The organism is Chryseomicrobium palamuruense, assembly GCF_042649045.1.
In the GTDB taxonomy this organism is placed as follows: Bacteria; Bacillota; Bacilli; order Bacillales_A; family Planococcaceae; genus Chryseomicrobium; species Chryseomicrobium palamuruense.
In genome coordinates this window covers 16,666-32,940 of record NZ_JBHSEF010000021.1, presented here as the reverse complement: position 1 = coordinate 32,940, position 16,275 = coordinate 16,666, and the positions used below count along the sequence as shown (strand labels likewise).

Genomic DNA, 16,275 nt, shown 5'->3' with positions numbered 1-16,275 from the left:
ATTAAAATAGATTAATTACCTTATTTCATAAACAGGTTCAGTAACGAAAAAGAACGGGAGCGTCCATATCAGACGTTCCCGTATTTTTTTACTGAAAAACAACCATACTATTTAACAAAGACAACAATAAAAAAGACCATAGACAAACTCAAAATTGATGAGTTTATCTGCAGTCTGAGTAGACGCACTTAGGTGTGTGCTACTTTTTTAAAGTATTGGGGATAAGAGACGCGCAATTGATTCTTTCGCTTTGATCATGCGCGTACGATTTAAATAAATTTCTTTTGTGAGTTCCGTCGAATATGTCATGTCTTCCTCGAATAACAGAGCGAGTTCATGGGACGTTTCTCGATCATAAATGAACGCATTGACTTCAAAGTTTAATTTGAAGCTACGAACGTCAATATTGGCTGTGCCTACCGTTGATGCTTCATCATCAATGACAATCATTTTTGTATGCAGGAACCCATTTTGATATATAAAAATTTTGGCGCCAGCTTTCAATAAATCACCCACATGCGAATATGTAGCCCAGTAAACAAAAATGTGATCGGGCTTATTGGGAATCATAATACGCACATCGATACCTGACAAGGCGGCGATGCGGAGGGCATCCATAAAACTGGCATCCGGGATGAAGTAAGGTGTCTGGATGTAGACATACTTTTTAGCAGATGTGATGAGCTTTAAGTAGCCATTCTTGATCTGTTCCCATTCTTCATCAGGACCACTGGATACGATTTGAAGACCTACAGATCCTTTCATCGGAATCGCAGGGAAATATCTTTCATCATATTCGATATCATGTTCTGAAGAGGCTTGGTTCCAGTCAAGGATAAAGCGAGTTTGTAGTGGGTGAACAGAACTCCCTTCAATACGCAAGTGCGTATCGCGCCAGTACCCAAATTTTCGGTCCAGCCCCAAATACTCATCCCCCACATTGAACCCTCCGATATAACCAATGCGACCATCAACAACTACAATTTTGCGGTGGTTCCGGTAATTCAACCGCATATTAATCATCGGTAAAATAGCTGGAAAAAATGCTTCCACACGCCCACCTAGATCAATAAGTTCTTTAAAATGCCGTTTCTTTAATGTACGCGATCCCATTTCATCATAAAGAATGCGTACTTTGACACCTTGGCGCGCTTTTTCAAGGAGGACATTGTAGATTTCCATTCCAAGATTGTCTAACCGTAAAATGTAGTACTGCATATGAATATGATTCTTCGCTGCACGCATATCCTCAATCAGTGCATCGAATTTTTCCCGCCCATCATTAAAGATACGGACGGAATTGTCTTGAGTTAAGACAGCCTGATTGTTGTTTAGATGCATCACAATCAAGTCTTTAAAGTGTTGTGCATCATCGAGACGGAATTCAAACCGATCTTCTTCGATTGCCGTCTTTTGATAAGTAATCAGCTGATCAATCCCCACTTTTTTGCGCCCTTCCCAACGAAACAACGTCTTTTTCCGAAGTTGACGGCCAAAAAACAGGTAAATGATAAAGCCGAGGATAGGAATAAAGAATAAGACCATAATCCATGCCCATGTAGCACTTGCATCGCGGCGTTCAAGAAAGATTAGAGCGATAGCTAGGAAAATATTTAGAACAATAACGACACTTGCGGCAATATTGAAAAGATTGGCTGTCATGTCAAATCCTCCTTTTCTTGCGACTTTCTACTCTCAGTATAACGAAGCAAAGAAAAATAATATAGTTTCTTAGTAATTCATACTTTACAGATAGGAATTACGAGAATAGAATAGAGTACATCTTGAAAAAATAAAGGAGGAACACATGTGTTTATATGGATAAATGTACTTGCTCTGCTTGCACTTATTGGTCTGCTTATCTGGATGAAACGTAAAAATAAATCATTTTCCACACGCGTATTCACGGCTCTTGGCCTAGGGATTGCACTCGGACTTATTTTAAATTTTGTGTATGGAGCCGATTCAGAAGTTTTAACTGAAACATCTAATTGGTATAACGTGGTTGGCGTAGGTTATGTACGCTTACTACAAATGATTGTTATGCCGCTTATTTTCATTTCTATCATTGGAGCCTTTGCGAAATTGAAGCTTGGTAACCAACTTGGGAAAGTTGCGGGGATTATTTTAGCGATTCTGATTGGGACAACGGCAGTAGCCGCAGTTGTCGGTATCTCGTCTGCTGCATTATTCGACTTGAATGCAGAACAAATCTTTAGTGGGGAAGCGGAAGAATCTCGCGGACTTTACATTGAGGAACGTTCAGCAGAAGTGGCAGATCAAACCTTCCCAGAACAATTGATTAGTCTATTACCGGCGAATCCATTCTTAGATTTCACTGGGGCTCGTCCAACTTCAACGATTGCGATTGTTATCTTTGCAGCCTTTATCGGGTTTGCTTACTTAAGCGTCGTTCGTCGCTCGCCGGAAACTGCAGCGGTGTTGAAAAAAGGAATCGATGCGTTGTATGAACTTGTAATGGGAATCGTTCGTATCGTTCTTCGTCTAACTCCTTATGGGATACTTGCTATTATGGCACGTACAGTGGCGACTTCAAACTTTGAAGCCATCTATACATTAGGAAAGTTCGTCTTGGCATCCTATGTCGCCCTTGCTGTGATGTTCTTGATCCATTTGTTGATTCTATTGATTTCTGGCGTCAATCCAATTACGTATGTGAAAAAATCGTCGGAAGCGCTATTGTTCGCTTTCACTTCTCGTTCAAGTGCGGGAACTTTACCGATTAATATTCATACGCAGACGCACAAGTTAGGTGTGCCGGAAGGGATTGCTAACTTCTCTGGATCTTTCGGTTTATCCATTGGGCAAAACGGATGTGCTGGGGTCTATCCAGCGATGCTGGCCTTTATGATTGCGCCAACTGTCGGAATCAACCCGCTGGATATCGGATTTATTCTCACAGTCGTTGGGATTGTGGCCATCAGCTCATTTGGTGTAGCAGGAGTTGGCGGAGGGGCTACATTTGCAGCCATCCTCGTATTATCAGCTCTTGATCTACCCGTTGCTTTAGCTGGTCTTCTCGTATCTGTGGAACCATTGATTGACATGGGCCGTACGGCAGTCAATGTAAGTGGGGCAATGACAGCTGGAGTTACTACAGCGAAAGTCACAGGAGAACTTGATCAGACTGTTTACAATCAACCACAGTCTGAACAAACTGTAGAAAATTACTAATCCACACAAAGAGCCATTCCCGGTTGGGAATGGCTCTTTGGTTATTTTGCGAGAAGTTCATCTCGCAATTGTTTCATTTGCACCTGATAAGGTGTTTCAAAGAAAGTTTGGAGAGTTTTCCAACTTTCTTCAACGATTGCTAATGCTTTTTGTATTTCTCCACGGTCTGCATAAATTTTCGCTAAATAATACTCCCTCTCAGAATAGATGCTTAAGTCAATAGGATGACTGATATAGGAAGGTGTTTCGTTTTCCAGAAGAAGTTCCAATGCTCGATGCTCTTCTCCTTTATAATAAGCGATTTTCGCCATCTCCACTTTTTCAGAATTAGAATCCTTGTCTTCCTCCATAGTATTCATCAGTTCATCAAGGAGTTGTTCCGCCTTTGGTATATCACGTTCAAATGTAGTGTAATAATGGATCCATAAAAAAGCGATAAATCCATGGGTTTCTGTATCATCTGTAAAATCAGCATAGGCTTCGAGACGTTTTACATATTGTTCAACTTGCTTTTTATCCATGGCCATTACTGCATGAACTGCTGCCAACCGGTAAAGGTGGTCTAAGCGGTATAAGATTTTTTGAGATTTTGAAAACTCGATTGCAGTATGCATGGTTTCTAATGCTTTCTCTTCCTGTCCTACGGCGTAATAAAAGATAGCTTCTGTATAATCCAAATCTAAACGAGTGAGAGGGTCGCTCCACGCGTTACTTTCCTCCAATTGTTGCCGCTCTTTCAATAATAAATCCAGTGCCAATTCATACTTTCTCTCACGGAAATTCGTTAAGATACGAAAAAGCTTGAGAGAAATTAATCGTCGAACGATTTGATTTTCTTCATAGATATGAATTGCTTTCTTCGAATACTGTTCCCAATCAGATTGCCCCAGTTCATACGCTGCGCGGCTGTAGAGATCTAAGAGGCGTCCGTCGATATACCCCCTAGAAAGACTAGACAGGTACGGTGTGATAAGTGTGAGAATTTGTTGTAAAACGGGGACATTCGGAAAGTCTAAGGGAAGAAATAAATCCTCTACCATTTTGACAAGCGCTTTTTTCTCTTGAGAAGATTCTTCGAGTAACTCACTAACGGTCACACCGAGCATACTCGCAATGTGTTGTAAGCTCTCCATAGAAGGTTTGGCTTTATTATTTTCAATGAGGCTAAGCATGCCTTTTGTGATGGCATCGCCAGCTAATTGTTGAAGTGTCATTTTTCGTGCTTTTCTCAGTGTGCGAATCCGTTCTCCTAAAGTCATCGTTATCCCTCAACTTTCATTGTTTAATTATATTAAACTTTGTACTTGTATTCAACTTTTTTACATGATATAGTAAGTTTAATAGAATTAAACTTTTAGGGGGATCCCCATGACTGACGCATGGAAAGTAAAAAAAGCGACGCAGCATCTCTGGACATTCACCATAAGCAAATTGATTTCTACCTTTGGTGCATCCGTTTATACATTTGCAATCAGCTTTTATATTCTGCAAATGACGGGTTCTGCATCCAGTTTTGCCATGAACCTTATTTTTAGTATCTTGCCACGAGCCATCCTCGGCCCATTTGCAGGCTATGTCGTAGATAAGTATAATCGGAAGACTATAGTTATTTTAGCGCAAGTTACGATCGTAGGGACAATTTTAGGTTTGATTGCTTATATGACGATGTATGGGCTATCTCTTCCAGCAATTTATACGGTAACTGCCATCTTAGCCATGGCGTCTACTTTCTCAGGTGTCGCTTTCAGTTCTTCGATCTCCAGCTTAATTGACGAACCGCGAATTCAAAAGGCGATGTCATTAAATCAGATGTCCATTTCGTTTGCTGCCATCGCAAGTCCAGCAGTAGGGGGAATCCTGTATGGAACGGTGTCACTCGAAGTCTTCTTAATTGTGTTTGCGTGTGCCTCTGCAGTTGCAGTTGTCCTCGAGGCCACCATGAATTTCACTCTTTTCTCTAAACGTAAAGATGTAGTTGAGGGAGAGGGAGAGAAGATGCTTGATAGTATGAAAGCCGGTCTTTCCTATGTGAGAAACCAGCCAATTCTTATGTCGCTCATGATCATAGCACTTGCTGTAAACTTTATTTTCGGCGCATTCCAAGTGGGATACTCCTATGTCCTCATTGATCAGTTAAAGATGTCCGCTCAGCATTTTGGGTTCACGGAAGCGGCATTTGCCATTGGAATGTTACTGACGTCCGTTTATTTATCTTCAAGTAAAGATTTTAAATTTCCACTGTTAATTTCTAAACGGGGAATCCTTGTTTTAGGAATCATGCTTGCGACAATTACTATGCCGCTTCTCATTGCCATGAGTTATGGTCAGATGCTAGTGTTCTACATCGCTATTATGTTCATCCAAGGTGTAACGATTATTTTCATAACTACACCCATGCAAGTGTATTTTCAAAAAACCATTGATGACGATTATAAGGGCCGTGTCTTTGCCTTGCTCGAGACGTTTGCCATCGCATTGATTCCGTGTGGTATGGTGCTGTTTGGGTTCTTGTTCGATGTCTTCCCGCCAGAACCGATTTTCCTGATTTCGGCTATGGCATTAGTCGTTTCAGTTTTGTACTTGGCACGTCCAGCGATCCTACACCGTGCCCACCCCGAACTAGCAGAAAAGAAAGGAAAGTCATTAAAAGAAGAAGTCCAACCCTCTTAAAGAAACAGCTAGTCCCACATGGGGCTAGCTGTTTTGCTGTACTAATGGATCTCGTAATGTGGCCTGATTCTTCCGGTAGAAGACGATGAGAAGAATGCTTGCAAGAGATAAGGCGGCAGAGACGACGTAGAGAGTATTAGGTAGCTGTGTGAAAATCATCGCAAACGTGAGTGGACCGATAATCCGACCTAAGTTGTCCATAGAATAACTCACACCCGCAGCTGTTCCGTAGTTTCCACCAGACTCTTTGGTTGTCAGCGCAACAAGTGTTGTACGTGCTAGGGCGTTTCCGGCCGTGAAAATACACAATGTAAGACCGGCCATAAACAGACTGTTTGTAAAGAAAGTAAGTGCAAGGCCGGTAGCAGCAATGACTTGTGACCAAATAATCCACGTTGTCTCGGTCCCGTTTTTGATTCGTCGAACAATCCCACCTTGAACCACTGCATCCACAAGGCCACTAAATAAAAAGAGGTAGCCAAGTTGAAGGGGAGTGATTTGAATTCGTTCAATATGGAACAACTGGAAGGTCGCCTCGAGTCCGGCCAGTAACAAGGTCACCATAAAGGAGAACAGAAACAAATATTTTATTCGGTAGGACCATAAGGTGGAGGCCCCTTTAGGTAACAGTTGTCGTTTGTTGGCTTCTCCTGTTCGCACAGGTTCTTTCAAAATAAATTGGGCATAGCCCATCAATACGAGTGTCAGTACAGCAGATACGATAAACGGAAGCTGCAAGGAAACGTCCCCAAGAATTCCGCCAATCGCTGGGCCGAATATAAAGCCAAGACCAATAGACATTCCAAGTAACCCTAGATATTTGTTACGGGTCTCTTCCGTCGAGATATCCGATGCATAACCTGTAACAGCACTATACAAAGCTCCAGAGAAAAGCCCACCTACGATTCGAGATAGGTAAAGTAGGAATAAGGAATCAAAGGAAAAGGCAAAAATCCAGAAGCTTATGCTAAATCCGAATAAGCCTATGAGAATCAATTTTTTCCTTCCAGTTTGGTCAGAGTATTTCCCCCACAAGGGAGCCGTAAAGAAAGAGGCTAATGCATAGACGGACAGTAATGCACCTACATGCACCTCAGAATAGTTTTGTTCCAGAATGACTACTGGCAAAACCGGAATGATAATGCCAAAGCCCAAGTAGACGAAAAATTGTACCGACATCAGGAGGGCAATCGATTGTTTCATGTGAAAACCTGCTTTCTTCAATCTGAAGACTATTTTACACTTTTTTTAAGAAGAAAAAAACCACCTCATGACAAGGTGGTTTACGGTTTCACGCGTTGTAAACGAAGAGCATTTAAGACAACAGAAACTGAACTGAATGCCATGGCAGCTCCTGCAAGCCAAGGGGCTAAAAAGCCGGCTGCTGCGATCGGTATACCCAAACTGTTGTAAGCGAATGCCCAGAACAAGTTTTGTTTAATATTTCGCACCGTCAAACGGCTCATCGTGAGGGTGTCTGGAAGTGACATGAGGTCTCCTTGCATTAAGGTCACGTCAGCTGTTTCCATAGCAATCGATGTTCCGGTGCCCATAGCAATACCAACATCTGCAGCAGCAAGGGCAGGGGCATCATTGATACCGTCACCGACCATGGCCACTTTATGCCCTTTATCTTGCCACTCTTTCACCACATCGGCTTTCCCTGCTGGAAGTACGCCAGCAACGACATCTTTAATGCCGACTTCATTGGCAATGGCATGAGCTGTTTCCGGTTGGTCTCCTGTCAACATGACCACGTTCAACCCCATCTCATGGAGTCGAGCGATTGCTTGTTTCGAAGAATCTTTGATTGCGTCTGCTACCGCAATAGTCGCAGCATACTTGCCATTTACTGCCATGTAGAGAACACTCTTCCCTTGTTTTTCCCAGGTCGCAACTTGAGAGGAAGGATCACCCGTTACGTGTTGTTCGTTAAGTAACATGCGAGTTCCAATGAGTAATTGATGTTGACCGATTGTTGCTTGGATTCCTTTACCAGGAATCGCTGAGAACGCATCCACTTCGCGAAATGTTCCGTGATAAGCGGTTGTTATAGCGCGCGCTATCGGATGTTCACTGGACTGTTCGGCAGAAGCAGCAAGAGCAAGCATCTCGTCTTGATCAAATTCCGGTGCCGTCTCCATGTGAACAAGTTCTGGAACGCCCTTCGTGACGGTTCCTGTTTTGTCTAAAATAACGGTGTCAATATGTTTTGTCTGTTCCATCGCTTCCGCAGTTTTAAAAAGAATACCAAGCTCAGCGGCACGTCCAGAGCCTGCCATGATGGAAGTCGGTGTCGCGAGTCCAAGTGCACATGGACAAGCAATCACGAGAACAGAAATGGTATTGATTAAGCTGGTTTCAAAATTTCCAGGTGTGACAACAAAGAACCATATCAAGAATGTAATCAGTGCAATTCCCACCACGATGGGAACGAAGATTCCTGAAATCTTATCAGCAAGTCTCTGAATTGGCGCTTTCGATCCTTGCGCTTGTTCGACGACACGAATGATGGAGGATAACATCGTTTGTTTTCCGATGCCGGTAGCTTTCATTCGTAACGAGCCATGCTCATTGATTGTTGCAGCATAGACGAAATCACCAGTTGCCTTTTCAACAGGTAAACTTTCACCAGTCAACATGGATTCATTAATCGATGATTGACCCGAGATAACAATGCCATCTACAGGGATTTGTTCACCTGGACGTATGATCACGACATCTTCTTGTTGAACGTCTTGGATTGAAACTTCCTGAATCACACCATCGCGTTCAATTGTTGCAACAGTAGGCTGAAGCTGCATTAATTTCTTAATGGCTTCCGAAGATTGCCCTTTGGCACGTGCTTCAAATACTTTGCCAAGAATAATTAAAGTAATCAGTACTGCGCTGGTCTCAAAATATAGACCTTGGTGATGTCCGGCTCCATTCAAGGTCAAATAGACACTATAGAAATACGCAGCAGATGTTCCAAGAGCGACGAGTACATCCATGTTGGCGCTTCCGTTACGAAGTGCATTGTATGCGCCTCGGTAGAACATTGCCCCGACATAAAATTGGACTGGAGTTGCCAGTGCCCACTGTACATAGGGGTTCATCAATAAGTCAGGCACATACATCCACTGTGTGAAGGAGAAATGTCCGACCATTGTCCATAATAAGGGGAGAGAGAGTAGGGCGGAAAATATAAATAATCGTTTCTTATGTTCATAGGCAGCTAGTCGATGATCGACCGGTTCGGTATCTTCCTGTTGCAAGGTTGCCCCATACCCTAGTTTTTCTATCTTCTCAATCAATTCTTGAGCAGAGATAGCGGATGGGTTGTATTTAATTTGGGCGGTCTCCATGGCTAAATTGACAGTTGCCTGGGAAACACCATCCATTTTGGTAAGACCTTTTTCGATACGTGCGGAACAAGCTGCACATGTCATTCCTTCGACTGCTAAATTAGCGGTTTCGTAAGCAACGCCATAGCCAAGTTTTTCAATGGTTACCGCTAAATCAGCAGATGTCACTTTTGTCTCATCAAAGGTAACATGGGCTTTTTCATTGGCAAAATTGACAGACGCCTGTTCGACACCTTCAACCTTATTGAGTCCGCGTTCCACGCGATTTGAACACGCGCTACACGTCATACCCGTAATTGGAATCTCAGTGGACTGCATACTGTTTCACTCCTTCTTATACTTTATGGGGGTATATATTTTCCGAAAAAATAACTGCTTGTCAGCAGTTATTAGCTATTAGAATGATTTTACTGTGTACCCTTCGTCTTCAATGGCTGCGATGATTTCGCGAATTTCCACTGCTTCTGGATCAAACTCGATATCAACTTCACCTGTTTCTAAGTGTACATCGACTTCGTCCACTGCATCAAATGCTTTTACGCGATCATGGACTGCTTTTACACAGTGACCACATGTCATACCTTCTACATGTAATTTAACCGGTTGAATCATAGAAAAATCCTCCTTATTTCTTTATCAATTTTTGAACGGTGACAAGTAGTTCATCCAGAATTTCTTCATCACCCGAGAGCATTTTATTGCGGACACAACTCTTCAGATGTCCTTCAAGCAACAAGTTCGCGACGCTATTCAGTGCAGCTTGAGTTGCAGAGATTTGTGTGATGACGTCATCACAATAGGCATCACGTTCAATCATCCCTTTTATTCCACGAATCTGGCCCTCAATCCGATTTAAGCGGACGGTTAGATTACGTTTTGTTTCTTGAGAATGATGACTTTTGCGCTCTGGTAGAATAGGTTGAAGATTTTCCATTTGACCACCTCGACTCTGGATTACTGCCATTATAAGATACCCTTGTGAGGTAAGTAAAGAGAAAGGTTTTTGGTTTTAACTTGACAATTTACAAAAAACATCATTTGTAACAAAATTGAAAGATTTCTTTTGTCTAAAACGTGGTAAACTGAAGAAGAATAAAACTTGTACGGGTGTTAGACAAAATTGGAAAGGGTGAGGTAGATTGGCTACAGAATTAGATGTGAAGCATCTCATGAGTAACTTGGCTAAGTTAGGAGTGAAAGTAACCAAGACAAAGTCCCGCCTAGAAATCTTAAAAGCGCTTGCGCCACCTTCGACACCGAAGCCGCAGCATAGTTGATTGCTCCTCAACTTGAGGGGCTTTTTTTATGCGAAAAAACCTCTCCGCTAAAGGAGAGGTTCGAAACAAGCTTCTCTGTTCACGCTGCCATTTGACAGAATTTCAGAACAGCCTGCTCCACATCTTGAGAGGAATCGAGTTGCGCCCCCTAGAAACACGCTCCAAAATCAGTCGCATCCAGTGAGGCAAAGAGCGCCTCATTGGCTCCGCCTGATTTTCTCGGAGTTTCTGGAGCAGGGGGCTCCACATCTAGAGCTTAATCATCCTCATTATTCCCAAACATATACGTCTTGTGATGGAACTTCATGCTGAAGATGAGGCCGAGAGCGAGCATGTTGCCCATCAGGGAACTTCCTCCGTAACTGATGAACGGAAGAGGAATTCCAGTGATTGGTAACAGCTGAATCGTCATGCCGATATTTTCAAAGACGTGGAACGTGATCATAGCAATGATTCCCGCTGCCACATAGGTGCTGAATGGATCTTTCAATTGAAGAGTTAACTTGGTTAAGTGATAAATTAAAACAAAGTAAAGAACAATGACAAGACTTGCACCGACAAAGCCAAATTCTTCTCCAATGACGGCAAAAATAAAATCGGTATGATTTTCAGGGACATACACCTCTCGTCCCTGATAGCCCTTACCAAAAATTTCTCCAGATCCAATGGCGTTCAACGAACTGATCAAGTGCAGTCCTTCATTCGATGCATAGGAATACGGATCAAGCCATGAGTAGATACGGGCACGTTGATAAGGGCTCACCCCAAGTGTGTTAATAAAGAAGTCTTGCATGTAGAGGGCCATCCAGATAAGCCCGCCACCTAGCCCGGCGCCTGCCCCTAAAATGGGAAGGATGATCTTCCAAGTGATTCCCGCGACGACTATTAGGGCGACCGTAATCGCAATAAATACGAGACCTGTTCCTAAGTCCGGCTGGGTCATAATGAGCAAAAACGGCACAATAAAGAGTGCGCCGATCTTTACTAAGAGTAAAAAGTCACTTTTTGTTGTCTTCAATGGATAGTTCTCATGATGCTTCACAATCACCCGTGCGACGGCTAAGATATAGAAGGTTTTCATGAATTCGGCTGGTTGGATGCTTCCGATGCCAAAAGGTAAGTGGAACCAACTCTGAGCACCATTTCGTTCTGCTACAACTTCAAGCGATCCAGGTAAGATGGCTAAAACTATAAGTGGAACTAGGCCGATGCCATAGATGATCCAGGCCATACGCTTATATTGTTCCGGTTCTAAGAACATGGTCATTGCGATAATGATCATCCCGATGATATACCAGAACAATTGACGAGGAATAAAGTTGATGCCGTACTGCCCTGTTGTCTGTGCAGAGGAAATAGCCATAAGACTGATTATTAAAAAAAGCAGTAAAAGGAAACCTAAGACCCAATCGAAGCGGTCTGTAAATTGTTTATTTGTATTCATTTTGTCACCTACATCTAAATTTCATCCCCCTATTATAACGTACCGAAGGGGAATGTGCTTGTTTCATTAGACGCATGTTTAGCTGATGATGTTGCATGGCCTAAAAAGGTGATAAACTAATAAATAGGAGGGACGTCTATGAGAAAGATGAAAGCAGCCGTAGTCGATGAATATTTGCACCACTTATTTGTGCATGGGAACGAATCCCATAATTTTGCCTTGTTTAGCGGAATGGCGTTCCCATCGTTTATCTCTTATTATTCGGACGCCCAAGTGCTATTGCTACTTGAACATGGGTATGCCGACGCTTCTTTTGACATGCATACACAGTTTGAGTACATTGAACAAACTGAAATCCGGGATTTTGTAAGGTCTCTTCAAGATCAAAAGACGAGACTTTGTCTGCTGGATATCGTAGAAGAGAAGCGCTTACTACAGCTTTCTCCACAAGAACAGGCAGAACTTCTTTACGTTGCCCATAAAAAAGAGACGTTTCGTAGTCCGTTTTATCATGTATTAAAAAATCGGTTTGTCTTTTTAAGTGACGAACAGGACAGGGTTTCAAAGGTCTACTTTCGGGAATACGACGATATGATGAAACTAATCGTCCATGTCTGCAATCAGTTTGCTGTTCAACGCAGTCGAAACTCGTTGTTTTTTAGACGACGTGTCCAACAAGTGGTACCAGAGCTTCCAATGGAAGAATTTCAAAAATTTGAGGACATACTAGAAGATGGGACGTTATTATCTCTTGCCAAGATGGATGACGGAACGTACCGTCTTGAACTTCGTGAAGTCCAAGACCCCTCGTTCCCAGATGAAATCATGGAAGACATCGAATCCTATCTATCTCAACCAACACTCGGGGTGATCGCATTTATTGCACGCCCTAAATTGGAGGAATCACAATGAAGAAATTAGGCGTCATTTACGGTGGAAAATCAGCAGAACACGAAGTCTCTCTCATGACTGCAAAAGCAGTGATTGGGGCACTGGATTTTTCTGCGTATGACATTACACCGATTTACATAACTATTGAAGGCGAGTGGGTGTGTGGGGAGTTGCTCACAACAGCACCTTCTAATCCGGAAGAACTTCGATTCGCGGGAAAAGGTCAAGCTGACTCAATTTTAGAATTTGTTCAGCGTGCCTCAGACCCGACAACACGTTTTGACATCGTATTTCCCGTCCTTCATGGACCGAATGGGGAAGATGGAACAATCCAAGGGTTGTTTGAAATGATGAATCTCCCTTATGTGGGGAACGGCGTTCTTGCTTCTTCGGCAGGGATGGACAAAGTCACAATGAAACAACTTTTCCATCAAGCGGGATTAAATCAAGTCCCTTATGCATATATAACTCATTTTGAGTACGATAATGACCCAGCTGCGTTTGTTGAGAAGTGCGAAAACGAATTAACGTACCCACTCTTTGTAAAGCCAGCCAACCTCGGCTCGAGCGTGGGGATCACGAAAGCCAAAAACAAAGCAGAACTTGAAAAAGCCATCGATTTTGCTTTCCAATATGACCGTAAAATTGTGGTGGAGCAAGGAATTACAGCGCGTGAAATTGAACTGAGCATACTAGGGAATGATAAACCAACTGTATCCATTGCGGGAGAAGTACTCCCTACAAAAGACTTTTATGACTATTCCGCTAAATATGTAGATGGCACAACGAATTATGCCATTCCTGCTGAAGTTTCAGAACAAGAGCTTCATAATTTACAACAGGCTGCAATTGCTGCGTTTAAAGTGTTAGATGGAGCAGGGCTTGTCCGAGCGGACTTTTTCTTAACGCAAGATGGAGAAGTCTATATTAATGAGGTCAACACGTTACCAGGCTTTACACCGATCAGCATGTATCCAAAACTTTGGATAGCGACTGGAAAGACGTATGCTCAGCTCGTGGAAGAGTTGATTCAGTTCGGGCTTGAACGGTTTGAGGAAAAGCAAAAACGTGCGTATACACGAAGTGAGGAAGAAAACGCATGAAAAAGACATTACAAGAAATCGCTGAATGGCTCAATGTAGATGCAGGCCCATTTGCTAATATCGTCGTGACAGGTGCATCCATCAATACACGGACGCTAGAAGTCGGTGACTTGTTCATCCCTTTTCGCGGGGAGCAAGTAAATGGCCACCAGTATGTCGAACAAGCTTTTGAAAACGGAGCAAGTGCGGCACTTTGGTTAGAAGGCGAGCCAAACCCACCTCAAAATCGACCAATTCTATTTGTGAAAAATTCAGCGGAAGCGTTACAAAGAATAGCTTCTTGCTACCGCTCGGAACTTCGTGCGACCTTTATTGGAATTACCGGATCAAACGGTAAGACATCGACAAAGGATTTAGTAGCCGGATTGTTATCTACGAAATTCAAGATAATCAAAACACAAGGGAATTTCAATAATGAACTGGGATTGCCTTTAACTATCTTGGCAATTGAGCCAGATACCGAAGTGGCCGTGCTTGAAATGGGCATGAGTTCGTTTGGAGAGATTGAATTTTTATCGACCCTTGCGAAACCTCAATTTACAGTGATCACAAATATTGGAGAAGCCCATCTGCAAGACTTAGGCTCACGAGAGGGAATTACAAAAGCGAAAATGGAAATCATCACTGGAATGCCTGAAGACGGAAAGCTCTTTTTTGATGGAGACGAGCCGCTCCTTCGACAAGCAGTCGCTGAAATCCCGAATATAAAAGCCGTACCTTATGGAAAAGAAGAGGCGAATGAACTTTGCTTGAAGAACACATCTTTTACTGCAGAAGGCACAACCTTTACAGTAGAAGGTCTTGTAGAAGGAGAGTTTATGCTTCGTGTTTTAGGTGAACATCAGGCAAAGAACGCCCTCGCAGCTATTTTGATTGGCAAGGAGTTAGGACTCTCTACAGATGAAATTCAAAGTGGATTAAAAACGGTCCAATTAACAGATATGCGCATGCAAGTGATAGAGACCAAGGGACCTACTTTCATCAATGATGCATACAATGCAGCTCCAACTTCTATGAGAGCAGCCATCCAGTTCTTAACGGCTGCTGACTTCGGGAAAGCCAAGTGGCTTGTTCTAGGGGATATGCTTGAACTAGGAGATGAGGAACTGGCATACCATCGAGATCTAGCAGGTGATATTTCAGTGGATTCATTCCAAGGTGTAGCACTTTTAGGGTCACGCATGAAAGAGTTGTATACCGCTTTAAAACCGACATTTGGGGAACAAGTGTATTGGTCTGAGGAAATGAAGGATATACAAAATTTCTTGAAGCAACATGTTTCAGAAGGACAATTGGTTTTACTTAAAGGTTCAAGAGGTATGAAGGTAGAGAGGGCAATCGAGCCCTTCATCTGAGTACAGGAGGAAGAGCCTATGAAAGTTGGCGTCTTATTTATACATGGCTACACAGGGGCTCCCTATGAAGTGGAGCCTTTTGTGAATTACGTAAAAGAACATACGGACTGGGAAGTTTCTGTCGTCACTCTACCTGGTCACGGTGAAGAACTTGAACTTCGGGAAATGCTTGCCGAGGACTGGACGATGGAAGCGGAAATTGCCATTCGGAAGTTAATGAACCAAGTAGACCGCATACATGTGGTCGGGTTTTCTATGGGTGGATTGATTGCTCTTTACTTGTCTCTTCGTTATCCTGTAGAACGGCTTTTGCTTCTCAGTGCAGCGGCTAAATACATTGCGCCAGGGCAGATGCTTCAGGATATAAGGGACATTACAGTCGATCTATTAAAGAAACAAGCGGACCAAAATCCCGTTTATATGCGTTATCGTCAAAAAGCAGGGAAAACACCTTTGCGGTCCGCCTATCAATTCACTCGAATTGTCAAACTGGTGGAACCTTACTATGAAAAAATCAGAATTCCCGTTTGTCTCGTTCAAGGTAAGAAGGACGGAATTGTTCCATTTCAAGCTGCCGAATATCTTTATGAACAATTGGGCTCTGAAGAGAAACAGCTGATTTATTCCGAATGTGGAAAACATCATATTTGTTACAGTGATGATTGTGACGATTGGTTCAAGCAGGCGCTTGCTTTTTTAGATCAACCGATACCAATGCCGGAAGATACTATTCCTTCGGTGTCTTAAAGAACTGTGCATAAAAAGTGAAAACTTGCATAGACTAACAAGCACATGCGTTGCTTTTTTGAGCAGCGCATGATACACTGTTTTGAGCAATGGATACATTTTGTGTAAAGACTCTTCTATCGTTTGTCGAAGAGTGCTTTTTTTTTGAACTTAACGGTTGGTTATTTTTAATGCGTATGAAACGCAGATTACCAACCGCTCGGCAATCACCGGGCTTTCCTTTTATTAAATTACCTCTCGTGAAAC

14 protein-coding genes are annotated in these 16,275 nt (G+C 42.7%); 7 read left to right on the top strand and 7 right to left on the bottom strand.

Going from position 1 to position 16,275, the window contains the following annotated elements:
- Nucleotides 1-207: 207 nt before the first annotated feature.
- A complete protein-coding gene (gene cls / locus ACFO0S_RS07375; protein ID WP_378141135.1) occupies nt 208-1,662 on the bottom strand; it encodes a cardiolipin synthase in 1,455 nt (484 codons plus the stop codon).
- A gap of 204 nt (nt 1,663-1,866) precedes the next feature.
- Between cls and ACFO0S_RS07370 the strand changes: the two genes are divergently transcribed.
- Nucleotides 1,867-3,195: an L-cystine transporter gene (locus tag ACFO0S_RS07370; protein ID WP_378141371.1), complete on the top strand. Its 1,329-nt coding sequence runs from the start codon at nt 1,867-1,869 to the stop codon at nt 3,193-3,195.
- 41 nt (nt 3,196-3,236) lie between these two features.
- On the opposite strand, the gene ACFO0S_RS07365 is transcribed toward ACFO0S_RS07370, so the two are convergent.
- Nucleotides 3,237-4,454 carry a helix-turn-helix domain-containing protein gene (locus ACFO0S_RS07365; protein WP_378141134.1) on the bottom strand — a complete coding sequence of 406 codons (1,218 nt, stop codon included), beginning with the start codon at nt 4,452-4,454 and terminating at the stop codon, nt 3,237-3,239.
- Between the two features lie 109 nt (nt 4,455-4,563).
- On the opposite strand from ACFO0S_RS07365, the gene ACFO0S_RS07360 reads away from it, so the two are divergent.
- Nucleotides 4,564-5,865, top strand: coding sequence for an MFS transporter (locus ACFO0S_RS07360; RefSeq protein WP_378141133.1), 1,302 nt, complete (start codon nt 4,564-4,566; stop codon nt 5,863-5,865).
- Nucleotides 5,866-5,889: 24 nt separating this feature from the next.
- Here ACFO0S_RS07360 and ACFO0S_RS07355 read toward each other — a convergent pair whose 3' ends face one another.
- From ACFO0S_RS07355 to ACFO0S_RS07340, 4 genes are all read right to left on the bottom strand, one after another.
- Entirely contained in the window at nt 5,890-7,068 is a 1,179-nt protein-coding gene (locus ACFO0S_RS07355; protein WP_378141132.1) for an MFS transporter, read from the bottom strand.
- A gap of 80 nt (nt 7,069-7,148) precedes the next feature.
- The gene (locus tag ACFO0S_RS07350) at nt 7,149-9,530 is read right to left on the bottom strand and encodes a heavy metal translocating P-type ATPase (RefSeq protein WP_378141131.1); all 2,382 of its coding nucleotides are present in this window, start codon (nt 9,528-9,530) and stop codon (nt 7,149-7,151) included.
- 78 nt (nt 9,531-9,608) lie between these two features.
- The gene (locus tag ACFO0S_RS07345) at nt 9,609-9,824 is read right to left on the bottom strand and encodes a copper ion binding protein (protein ID WP_378141130.1); all 216 of its coding nucleotides are present in this window, start codon (nt 9,822-9,824) and stop codon (nt 9,609-9,611) included.
- A 13-nt stretch (nt 9,825-9,837) separates the two neighbouring features.
- On the bottom strand, nt 9,838-10,176 hold the full coding sequence (locus ACFO0S_RS07340) for a metal-sensitive transcriptional regulator (RefSeq protein ID WP_378141129.1): 339 nt from the start codon (nt 10,174-10,176) through the stop codon (nt 9,838-9,840).
- A gap of 175 nt (nt 10,177-10,351) precedes the next feature.
- Between ACFO0S_RS07340 and ACFO0S_RS07335 the strand changes: the two genes are divergently transcribed.
- On the top strand, nt 10,352-10,489 hold the full coding sequence (locus ACFO0S_RS07335) for an Lmo0850 family protein (RefSeq protein WP_378141128.1): 138 nt from the start codon (nt 10,352-10,354) through the stop codon (nt 10,487-10,489).
- A gap of 256 nt (nt 10,490-10,745) precedes the next feature.
- Here the strand turns inward: ACFO0S_RS07335 and ACFO0S_RS07330 are convergent, their stop codons facing one another.
- Nucleotides 10,746-11,933 (bottom strand): FtsW/RodA/SpoVE family cell cycle protein, encoded by a 1,188-nt coding sequence (locus tag ACFO0S_RS07330; protein ID WP_378141127.1) that lies wholly within the window; start codon nt 11,931-11,933, stop codon nt 10,746-10,748.
- A gap of 138 nt (nt 11,934-12,071) precedes the next feature.
- Here ACFO0S_RS07330 and ACFO0S_RS07325 point away from each other — a divergent pair, with 138 nt between their 5' ends.
- The 4 genes from ACFO0S_RS07325 to ACFO0S_RS07310 are packed head-to-tail and all read left to right on the top strand — an operon-like array spanning nt 12,072 to nt 16,029.
- On the top strand, nt 12,072-12,845 hold the full coding sequence (locus ACFO0S_RS07325) for a hypothetical protein (RefSeq protein WP_378141126.1): 774 nt from the start codon (nt 12,072-12,074) through the stop codon (nt 12,843-12,845).
- Nucleotides 12,836-13,927: a D-alanine--D-alanine ligase gene (locus tag ACFO0S_RS07320; RefSeq protein WP_378141369.1), complete on the top strand. Its 1,092-nt coding sequence runs from the start codon at nt 12,836-12,838 to the stop codon at nt 13,925-13,927. The genes ACFO0S_RS07325 and ACFO0S_RS07320 overlap by 10 nt, the downstream gene beginning before the upstream one ends.
- Nucleotides 13,924-15,282, top strand: a complete 1,359-nt coding sequence (locus ACFO0S_RS07315) for a UDP-N-acetylmuramoyl-tripeptide--D-alanyl-D-alanine ligase (RefSeq protein WP_378141125.1) — start codon at nt 13,924-13,926, stop codon at nt 15,280-15,282. Before ACFO0S_RS07320 ends, ACFO0S_RS07315 begins: the two co-directional genes overlap by 4 nt.
- A gap of 18 nt (nt 15,283-15,300) precedes the next feature.
- Complete coding sequence (locus ACFO0S_RS07310; RefSeq protein ID WP_378141124.1) at nt 15,301-16,029, top strand: alpha/beta hydrolase; 729 nt, start codon at nt 15,301-15,303, stop codon at nt 16,027-16,029.
- The last annotated feature ends 246 nt before the right edge of the window (nt 16,030-16,275 follow it).